General features: G+C 69.8%; 6 protein-coding genes. 1 reads left to right on the forward strand and 5 read right to left on the reverse strand.

What is annotated here, in order from left to right; genetic code table 11:
* Positions 1 to 820 (forward strand): pseudouridine synthase (locus AC6EI8_RS20070; protein ID WP_498382698.1); only part of this gene is annotated, 820 nt, incomplete at its 5' end.
* 151 nt (positions 821 to 971) lie between these two features.
* Here the strand turns inward: AC6EI8_RS20070 and def are convergent.
* The 5 genes from def to smc all read right to left on the reverse strand — a co-directional run bounded on the left by def (position 972) and on the right by smc (position 9,598).
* The gene (def, locus tag AC6EI8_RS20075) at positions 972 to 1,508 is read right to left on the reverse strand and encodes a peptide deformylase (RefSeq protein WP_498382699.1); all 537 of its coding nucleotides are present in this window, start codon (positions 1,506 to 1,508) and stop codon (positions 972 to 974) included.
* A 132-nt stretch (positions 1,509 to 1,640) separates the two neighbouring features.
* Positions 1,641 to 2,111: a hypothetical protein gene (locus tag AC6EI8_RS20080; protein WP_150083689.1), complete on the reverse strand. Its 471-nt coding sequence runs from the start codon at positions 2,109 to 2,111 to the stop codon at positions 1,641 to 1,643.
* Positions 2,112 to 2,309: 198 nt separating this feature from the next.
* Positions 2,310 to 4,493, reverse strand: coding sequence for an NAD-dependent DNA ligase LigA (gene ligA / locus AC6EI8_RS20085; RefSeq protein WP_498382700.1), 2,184 nt, complete (start codon positions 4,491 to 4,493; stop codon positions 2,310 to 2,312).
* 94 nt (positions 4,494 to 4,587) lie between these two features.
* On the reverse strand, positions 4,588 to 5,973 hold the full coding sequence (locus tag AC6EI8_RS20090; protein WP_498382701.1) for a cell division protein ZipA C-terminal FtsZ-binding domain-containing protein: 1,386 nt from the start codon (positions 5,971 to 5,973) through the stop codon (positions 4,588 to 4,590).
* A 109-nt stretch (positions 5,974 to 6,082) separates the two neighbouring features.
* Complete coding sequence (gene smc, locus AC6EI8_RS20095; RefSeq protein WP_226108838.1) at positions 6,083 to 9,598, reverse strand: chromosome segregation protein SMC; 3,516 nt, start codon at positions 9,596 to 9,598, stop codon at positions 6,083 to 6,085.
* Positions 9,599 to 10,035: the final 437 nt, after the last annotated feature.

A 10,035-nucleotide genomic window follows, 5' to 3' on the forward strand; every position in this document is an offset into this window, starting at 1 on the left:
CCGCCTGCCGTCGAACGCCCATGCCGCCGGCGCGGCGCACGAGTCCGACGGCCTGGTGCGCCTGTCCAAGCGGATGTCAGAGCTGGGCCTGTGCTCGCGCCGCGAGGCCGACGAATGGATTCCGCGCGGCTGGGTGCTGGTCGACGGCAAGCCCGTGACCGAGCTGGGCACGCGCATCCGCCCGGACGCGACCATCGAGATCCAGCAGGCCGCCCGCTCCGAGCAAGGCGAGCGCGTCACGGTGCTGCTGCACAAGCCGGTCGGCTATGTGTCCGGCCAGGCCGAGGAAGGCTATCAGCCGGCGGCCGCGCTGTTCACCGCCGAGAACCAGTGGGAAAACGATCCGACCCGCAAGCGCTTTGCGCCCTGGCAGCACAAGGGCCTGGCACCGGCCGGACGCCTCGATATCGATTCCACGGGCCTGCTGGTGCTGACGCAGGACGGCCGCATCGCCCGCCAACTGATCGGCGAGGACTCGAACATCGAAAAGGAATACCTGGTGCGGGTGGTCTGGGAGGATGCGCCCGACGGCCCGGTCGAGCGCAATGTGTCGGCCGTGTTCCCCGCCGAGCGGCTGGACAAGCTGCGCCACGGCCTGTCGCTCGACGGCGAGCCGCTCAAGCCCGCCAAGGTCAGCTGGCAGAACGAGGAACAGCTGCGCTTCGTGCTGCGCGAAGGGAAGAAACGGCAGATCCGCCGGATGTGCGAGCAGGTCGGCCTGAAGGTGGTCGGACTCAAACGCGTCCGCATGGGCCGCATCGTGCTGGGCGACCTGCCGGTCGGCCAGTGGCGCTTCCTGGGGCCGTTCGAGAAGTTCTGAGGCGCGCTGCCGGGACCGGCGCACCGCGCGGTCCCGGCTCCATCCCAATTTGCTATCGCTTGTTGCGTATCGCCGGGGGGCCGACGGGCCAAGGGCCGACGGCCGACGGCCGAGGGCCGAGGGCCGAGGGCCGGAGCTACGGCCCGGGGCCTCAGTCGTCCGACTGTACCCCGTTCAACTCGGGAAACAGCACCTCGGTAAAACCGAACTTGCTGAAGTCCTTGACCCGCATCGGGTACAGGATGCCGCGCAGATGGTCGCACTCGTGCTGCACCACGCGCGCATGGAAGCCCTCGGCGACGCGCTCGATGCGCTGTCCCATCAGGTCGAAGCCGGTATAGCGCAGGCTGGTATGGCGTGGCACCATGCCGCGCAGCCCGGGCACCGACAGGCAGCCCTCCCAGCCGTCCTCCATCTCGTCGGACAGCGGCGTCAGCTCCGGATTGATCAGCACGGTCTTGGGCACCTGCGGCGCATCGGGGTAGCGCGGGTTGCGCTCGAAGCCGAAGATCACCACCTGCAGGTCGACGCCGATCTGCGGCGCGGCCAGACCGGCGCCGTTGGCGTGGCCCATCGTGTCGAACATGTCCTCGATCAGCGTGCGCAGTTCGGGGGTATTGAAGCGCTGGACCGGGCGCGCGACCTGCAGCAGCCGGGGGTCGCCCATTTTCAGAATGTCGCGAATCATTGCTCGTCCTCTGCTCGGGCAGCCGGGCGTGATGTTGGCTGCCGCATGCGGCGGGTCTCCGCCGAGATTCCGTCGATTATAGCCAGCGCCTCCGGGCGCGGCCGGCGTCCGCGCCCGCGTCGGAATCCGCACTCACGCCGCAAAGATCCTGTCCACGTCGACATGGATCGAACGCAGGCGCTCGAGCGGCACATGGGGTGCCAGATAGCGCAGCATCGCCTGTGCGCGCGATTCCAGCATCGGGCAGCCGAATGTCCACTGCTTGTCGCCGTCCCACATGTCCAGCAGCGGCGCAAACAGGTTCGCGACGACCTGGCGGATGCGGTCCATCCACGAGGCCTGCGATGGCGCGGATGAGACCCGGCACACCAGCCGTCCGGCGGGCCGCTCGACGCTGCCCTTGTGGGCCTTGAGGCCTTGCAGGATGCCCGCGTCCGTGTCGGCGACATACTCGAGCCGGAAATGCTGCCCGCGAAACACGAAGTCCTGCTGGTGCCGCTGCGCCGGCTGGCGCTGGAAGCCTTCGCGCAGCCCCTCGAGCTTGACGCGGACGGCGACCCAATCCTGGCATGGCGTATGGTGTGCGGCGGCGATCGAACCCATGGGGACTCCTTGTCGTGAGGAACACGTGATGGAAGAACCCGGCGAGGTTAATCGCGCGGCAGTGGCCGCATCTTTCGCATTCGGCGCTGCACCTTTGCTTTGGCGAGCCGCGATCGGCCGTCTCACTGGACAGCGTCGCTGGACATCGTCGCCAACGTCGCCACCGGACAGCGACAGGGACCGCGGTCCCTGCCGCTGTCAGCGTCCCGCCGCGCCGTGCTCCTCGAGCAGCGCCATCATGCCGGCCTCGTCCAGCACCGGCACGCCCAGTTCCTGCGCCTTGGCGAGCTTGCTGCCCGCCTCCTCGCCGGCCACCACGTAGTCGGTCTTCTTCGACACCGAGCCCGCCACCTTGGCGCCGGCCGCCTCCAGCATCTCCTTGGCCGCCTCGCGCGACAGCGTCGGCAAGGTGCCCGTCAGCACGAAGGTCTTGCCCGCCAGCGGCGCCGGCGCGCGCGCGGCGGGCTCGCTCTCGGGCCAGTGCACGCCGGCGGCGCGCAGCTGCTCGATGACCTCGACGTTGTGCGCCTCGGCAAAGAAATGCGCGATCGACTGCGCGACCACGGGGCCGACGTCGTTGACCTCAAGCAGCGCGGCCTCGTCGGCCGCCATCAGGCCGTCGAGCTTGCCGAAATGCCGCGCCAGGTCCTTGGCGGTCGCCTCGCCGACATGGCGGATGCCCAGCGCGAAGATGAAGCGGTTCAGCGTGGTGGCGCGCGACGCGTCGATCGCGGCCACCAGATTGCTGGCCGACTTGTCGGCCATGCGGTCCAGCGCCGCGAGCTTGGCCACGCCGAGCTTGTACAGGTCGGCCGGCGTGCGCACGATGCCCTGCTCCACCAGCTGGTCGACCACCTTCTCGCCGAGCCCTTCGATATCCATCGCGCGGCGCTGGGCGAAATGCAGCAGCGCCTGCTTGCGCTGCGCGGCGCAGATCAGCCCGCCGGTGCAGCGCGCGATCGCCTCGTCCTCCAGCCGCTCGATATGCGAGCCGCACACGGGGCAAGCGGTCGGCATCGTGAAGGGCCGCGCATCGGCGGGCCGGCGCTCCAGCACCACGGCGACGACTTCCGGAATCACGTCGCCGGCGCGGCGCACGATCACGGTGTCGCCGATATGCACGTCCTTGCGGCGGATCTCGTCCTCGTTGTGCAGCGTGGCATTGGTCACCGTGACGCCGCCGACGAACACCGGCGCCAGCCGCGCCACCGGGGTGATCGCGCCGGTGCGGCCGACCTGGACCTCGATGTCCTCGACCACGGTGGTCATTTCCTGCGCGGGGAACTTGTGCGCCAGCGCGAAGCGCGGCGCGCGCGAGACGAAGCCCAGGCGTTCCTGCTCCTCGACCGCATTGACCTTGTAGACCACGCCGTCGATATCATAGGGCAGGCTGTCGCGCTTCCTGCCGACGCCGCGATAGAAGCCGAGCAGCCCCTGCGCGCCCTTGACCACGGCGCGCTCGGCGCAGACCGGCAGGCCGAGCGCCGCGAAGCGTTCCAGCAGCGCATCGTGGGTGGCCGGGCGCGGCTCGCCGTCCAGCTCGCCAAGCCCGTAGGCAAAGAACGACAGCGGACGGCGCGCGGTGATGCGCGGATCGAGCTGGCGCAGGCTGCCGGCCGCGGCGTTGCGCGGATTGACGAAGGTCTTCTCGCCGGCCTCGGCCTGGCGTGCATTGAGCCGGTCGAAATCGCGCCGGTACATGAAGACCTCGCCGCGCACCTCGATCACCGCGGGCGCGCCGGCCTTCAGCTTCAGCGGAATCGCCTTGATCGTGCGCACATTGGCGGTCACGTCCTCGCCGGTCTCGCCATCGCCGCGCGTGGCGGCCTGCACCAGCCGGCCGTTCTCGTAGCGCAGCGACATCGCCAGCCCGTCGAACTTGAGCTCGCAGGCATATTCGACCGCATCGGCCGCCGAGAACAGGTCGGCGGCGCCCTCGGCGGCCACGGTGCGGCCCAGGCCCTGCGCGCAGCGGCGATCGAAGCCGATCACGTCCTCGTCGTCGAAGGCGTTGTTCAGCGACAGCATCGGCAGCCGGTGCCGCACCGTCGCGAACGCCGTCAGCGGCTGGCCGCCGACGCGCTGGGTCGGCGATTCCGGCGTCAGCAGCTCGGGATGCGCGGCCTCGAGTTCCTGCAGTTCGCGGAACAGCGCGTCGTACTCGGCGTCCGGAATGGTCGGCGCGTCGAGGACGTAATACTGGTAGTTGTGGTGCTCGATCTGCTCGCGCAGCCAGTCGGCACGCGCGGCCGGGGCGTCGGGCTTGTCGGCGGAATTGTCCGGCCGGGCGACATTGGCGGCATTGGCAGCGTCGGCTGCATCGGCCGCGGCAGGCCGCGGCGCATCAGCCGAAGTGGGAGCGCCGTGTTTCTTTGCTGGCATGAGGCGTGAGCGGTACGAAAAAGCGGGCGGCGAAGGTGGCGGCGAAGGTGGGCGGCGAAAGGCGGACGGCGAAAAACCGGTGCCGGTCCGCGCGTCAGCTGCTGAACAGGCGCAATGCCACCGGCGAGCCGGCCGGCATGCCGCGCGCCTCGAGCTTGTCGTACAGCGCCTGCAGCTGCTGGAAGATGGCGACGAAGGACGTCTCGGTCAGCGGCCGATGATTGTCGTCGACCAGTCGCGCGCCCATCCGCTGCGCCAGGCTGTCGCCGTACTCGCACATGGTCTTCAGCGGCTTGACGGCCTGGGATGCCTGCGGCACGTCCAGCAGCAGCGTGATCTGGCTGCCCGCCTTGACCGTCAGATCGTCGCGCAGGAAGTTGGTATCGCCGAACTGCAGCGTGAACAGCGCGCGCTGGATGCCGTCGGGACCGGCCTGGTAGCGGGTGAAGCGGGTGCCGTCGCGCGACAGCACCAGGCCGTCCTGGGTGGCGACGTTCTGCACATAGGCGGCCGACCAGGGCGCGCCATCGGACACCACGTTGACGCCCAGCTGCACGTCGCAGGCGGCGGCGAAGCCGTCGAGCTCGCGCGCATTGGCGACGGTCTCGCTCATGTCGGGCAGTTCGGCCGATGCGTCGAGCGATTCGGCCAGGGCCTCGACCGCGTTGACGAACTCGGAGAACTCCAGCGCATTCAGCGGACCGCCGCGATTGGCCAGCTGCACCGCCACCTGCAGGTCCTCGTACTGGTGGCCGGCGGTCACCGGCTCCCAGGCGTTGGCCGGTTCGTACAGGCCCTCGATATGGACCTGCTTGGTGCCGGCGCGGCGCAGGCGCCCGGTCAGCGGCAGGATGCGGTCGCCGGAGGCCTTGCGCTCCAGATGCAGCGGCACGATGCAGTCGATCAGCGGATCGATCACCGCGGGCCGGGGCTGCCCGTCGGCCACGATGGGCTCGGCGACGGGTCCGGGCCGCGGCGCCGCTGGCGGTGCGGACTGGGATGCGGACTGGGATGCGGACGGCGCGGCGGACGAAGATGCGGGCGCTTGCGCGGACGTTTCGCCGGCATCGGTGCCCTGGGCATCAGTACCCTGGGCGTTGCGCGGGGCCGGGGTCCGGGCGGACGGCGCGCTGCGCGCGACGCCGTCGGCGACCTCCTCGGCCAGCAGCTCGTCGGCATCGCCGCTGCCGGACACCAGCGGCGAGGCGGCCTGCGCCGCCTGCGCGTCGTCATCGAGCGGCGGCACCACCAGCGTCGGCTCCTTGCGCTGGATCGTTTCGGGACGCGGCGGCTCGTGCAGCTTGGCGCTGACCTCGGGCTTGATTTCCTCGCCCACCACCGGCTCGCGCATCGGCGGCAGGTCGTCCTCGGGTTGCAGCGCGCGCGGCCGGCGCGACTTGCGGATCTGCCATTGGTTGTAGGCCACTACCAGCAGCAGCAGCACGATGCCGGCGACGACCAGCGCGGTTTGCAGGTCCATCACGCGCGCCCTCCGCGGTTCGGGGCCGACGTCGGCCGATTCTTCAGCCAATCCTTCAGCCGATACGTCTGCCGGTTCTTCGGCCCATGCGTCGATCGAAGCGATCCGGTCATGCCGCCTCCGCCATCGAAACGGCCGCATCCATGTCGACGGCGACGATCCGCGACACCCCCTGCTCCTGCATCGTGACGCCGATCAGCTGGTGCGCCATTTCCATTGCGATCTTGTTGTGTGAGATGAAGACGAATTGCGTCTTGTCGGACATGCGCGCGACCATATTGGCGTAGCGCTCGGTATTGGCGTCGTCCAGCGGCGCGTCGACCTCGTCCAGCAGGCAGAACGGTGCCGGGTTCAGCTGGAACATCGCGAACACCAGCGCGATCGCGGTCAGCGCCTTTTCGCCACCCGACAGCAGATGGATGGTCGAGTTCTTCTTGCCCGGGGGCTGCGCCATCACCTGCACGCCGGCATCGAGGATTTCCTCGCCGGTCATGATCAGCCTGGCCTGGCCGCCGCCGAACAGCTGCGGGAACAGCTCGCCGAAATGATGGTTGACCTGGTCGAAGGTGCCCTGCAGCAGCGCGCGCGTTTCCTGGTCGATCTTGTGGATCGCGTCTTCCAGCGTCTGGATGGCGTCGTTCAGGTCGGCCGACTGCGCGTCGAGGAAGGTCTTGCGCTCGCGCGCCGCCGCCAGTTCCTCGAGCGCGGCCATGTTGACCGGGCCGAGCGCGTTGATCGCGTTGTTGATGCGCGTGACTTCGCCCTGCAGATACGAGGGCTTCATGTCGCCGTTGAGCTTGCCGACCAGCGCGGCCTCGTCGACCTCGGCCGCGGCCAGCTGCTCGGCGAACTGCTCCTGCGCCAGGCGCGCGGCCTGCTCCTTGAGCTGCAGTTCGGTGATGCGGTCGCGCAGCGGTTGCAGGCTGCGCTCGGCGGCCAGGCGCTGCTCGTCGAACTGGCGCAGCTGCGCCGACAGCGCGTCGAGCTCGATGCGGGCCGTCGCCAGCTTCTGCTCGCGTTCGGCGCGCAGTTCGAGCGCTTCCTGCAGGCCGGTGTGCGCGGTCTGCTCGTTGATGGTTTCGAGTTCGGCGCGCGCGTTCTCCAGCGATTCGGCGATGCGCTCGCTCTGGTCGCCCGCGACCTGGATATTGCGGCGCAGCTCGTCGATGCGGGTCGCCAGATTGCGCTGGGCGAACACGGCCTCCTGCGCGGCACGTTCCAGGTCGCGCAGCTGCTGGCGCGCGTCGGACAGCTTTGCATCCAGCGCTTCGTAGGCCATCTGGTGGTCTTCGTGCGCGGCCTGCATCTCGGCCAGCTCGGTATCGTGGCGCTCGAAGTTGGCCTCGGATTCGGCCTTCAGCGCGCGCTGCTCGTCGATCTGCGCGGCGATTTCCTCCAGCTCCTCGCGGATCTGGCTGCTGCGCGCGGCGTAGCGCTCCATCGCCTGCGACAGCTTGAGCACGTCCATCTGCAGCCCGTGCACGCGCCGCGTGACGCGCTCACTGTCGGCGCGCGCTTCCACCAGCTTGCGGCTGCCCTCGGTATAGGCCGCCTCGGCGCGCACCGCCTGCGCCTTGGCCTCGTCGGCCAGCAGCGTCTGCGCGCGCGCCTGCTTCTGCAGATTCTCGATTTCCTGCTCGCGCGCCAGCATGCCGGCCTGCTCGGAGTCCGCGGCATACAGGTGCACCGAGCTGCGGCCGACCAGATGGCCCTCGGCGACGACGAAGGTCGCGCCCTCGGGCAGGTTCGCGCGTGCGGCCAGCGCCTGCTCCATGTCGTCCGCGGTGTAGACGTCGGCCAGCCAGTCCTGCATCACCGCGCGGATGCCCGGCTCGGTGATCTGCAGCAGCGACATCAGCGGACGCAGTCCGGCCGGCGCCTCGCCCGGGCGTGCCGCGGGCGGCGGCGCGTAGAAGGCCAGCTTGGCCGGCGGCGCGTCGGTCAGCAGTCCCTTGATCCAGTCGAGGTTGGAGACCTCCAGCGCGGCCAGCTTTTCGCGCAGCACCGACTCGAGCGCGTTTTCCCAGCCCGGTTCGATATGGATCTTCTTCCACAGGCGCGGCAGTTCGGCCAGGCCGTGCTTTGCCAGCCACGGCTGGACCTTGCCTTCGCTCTGCACGTTCTCCTGCAGCTGGCGCAGCGCGGCCAGGCGCGCTTCCAGCGCCGCGATCGCGGCCGCTTCGCGCTGCACGCGCTCCTGCGCGGCGCGGCGCTCGGCATCGAGCCGCGGCAGATTGTCCTCGGCCTCGGCCAGCGCGGCCTGGGCGTCCTCGAGCATCGCCTCGTGTTCGGCGAGCTCGGCGCGCAATTCCTCCAGCCGCACGTCGTCGGGCCGGTCCAGGCCCTTTTCCTCGCCGGAAAGGCGTTCGCGGCGCTGCTCCAGCTGCTGCAGCATCTGGTCGGCGTTGCGCTGATGCGCGGCCTCGAGCTTGAGCGCCTGCTCGGCCTGCATGATGCCGGTGCGCTGCTCGTTCAGCAGGGCCTGCGCATCGCGCCATTGCGCTTCGAGCGTCGGCAGCGCCTCGCTCTGCTGCTCGACCGCCTGCTGCGCCTCGATGGTGCGGCCCTCGGCCAGCGCCAGTTCCTCCTCGGCCTGCTCGAGCTCGTCGCTCGCCTGCTGGGCCTTGGCCTGCCACTGCTCGCGCTGCGCGGTCAGCGCGGCGATCTGCGCCTGCACGCGGTTGCGCGATTCGACCACGTAGCGGATCTCGGCCTCGAGCTTGCTGACCTCGGTATTGGCCTCGTAGAGGGCGCCCTGCGCGGCGTGCATGCCGTCGGAAGCGGCATAGTGCGCGGCGCGCAGCGTCTCCAGCTCGGCCTCGACGTGGCGCAGCTGCGCGGTCTGCGCTTCCAGGTCGATCTGGGCCTGCTCGATCGCGCGCTGATGGCGTTCCTGCTCGGCCAGCGCCTCGCGCTTGCGCAGCAGCCACAGCAGATGCTGCTTCTCCTCGCCCTCGGCCTGCAGCGCCTTGAAGCGCTGCGCGACTTCGGCCTGGCCCTCGAGCTTGTCGAGGTTGGCCGACAGCTCGCGCAGGATGTCCTCGACCCGGGTCAGGTTCTCGCGCGTGTCGGACAGCCGGTTCTCGGTCTCGCGGCGGCGTTCCTTGTACTTGGACACGCCCGCGGCTTCTTCCAGGAAGATCCGCATGTCGTCGGGCTTGGCCTCGATGATCCGCGAGATCATGCCCTGGCCGATGATCGCGTAGGCGCGGGGGCCCAGGCCCGTGCCCAGGAAGATGTCCTGGATGTCGCGCCGGCGCACCGGCTGGTTGTTGATGTAGTAGGACGAGGTGCCGTCGCGGGTCAGCACCCGCTTGACGGCGATTTCGGCGTACTGGCTCCACTGCCCGGCGGCGCGGCCTTCGGCGTTGTCGAACACCAGCTCGACGCTGGCGCGCCCGGCCGGCTTGCGCGCGGTGGAACCGTTGAAGATGACGTCCTGCATCGATTCGCCGCGCAGCTCGGAGGCGCGGGACTCGCCGAGCACCCAGCGCACCGCATCGATGATGTTGGACTTGCCGCAGCCGTTGGGACCGACGATGCCGACCAGTTGGCCGGGCACTTGGAAATTGGTGGGATCGACAAAGGACTTGAAGCCCGCCAGCTTGATCGAGGACAGTCGCACGGTTGGTCTTGAATGGGTTCGAATCCGTGGTGAGGCACGCCCGGGAGCGGCACCCAGAAAGGCCGGACAGCCTGCGCGACGCCCTGCGCGGACGTGCCGCCCGCACCGCATTCGTCGCGCACTTGTGCCCGAAAATTGGCGCTAATCATACCATCGGTGTGACGCCGTCCAGCCGGATTTACCGGCAGTTACGGGGTCGTTGCCGGCCGGTTCGGGCGGCATCGGGGCGGCATCGGGGCGGCATCGGGGCGACATCCGGGCGGCGTCCGGGCGGTCTCCAGGCGGTGTCCGGGCGGCGTCCGGGCGGTGTCCGGGCGGCATCGGGACGGCGTCCGGGCGGCATCGAGGCGGTGTACGAGCGGCGTCCGGCCGGCGTGCTGGCGGTACCGGGCCGGCATCCGGCGGCATCTCGGGCCGCATCGGTCCAGTCCGGAGGC

Source organism: Cupriavidus sp. R6-3 (genome assembly GCF_059772245.1).

Bases quoted from the DNA above. Each gene is read 5' to 3' on its own strand.
- ligA (WP_498382700.1), bottom strand. From the start codon at position 4,493: ATGCCAGCAAAGAAACACGGCGCTCCCACTTCGGCTGATGCGCCGCGG.
- def (WP_498382699.1), bottom strand. From the start codon at position 1,508: ATGATTCGCGACATTCTGAAAATGGGCGACCCCCGGCTGCTGCAGGTC.
- AC6EI8_RS20080 (WP_150083689.1), bottom strand. From the start codon at position 2,111: ATGGGTTCGATCGCCGCCGCACACCATACGCCATGCCAGGATTGGGTC.
- AC6EI8_RS20090 (WP_498382701.1), bottom strand. From the start codon at position 5,973: ATGGACCTGCAAACCGCGCTGGTCGTCGCCGGCATCGTGCTGCTGCTG.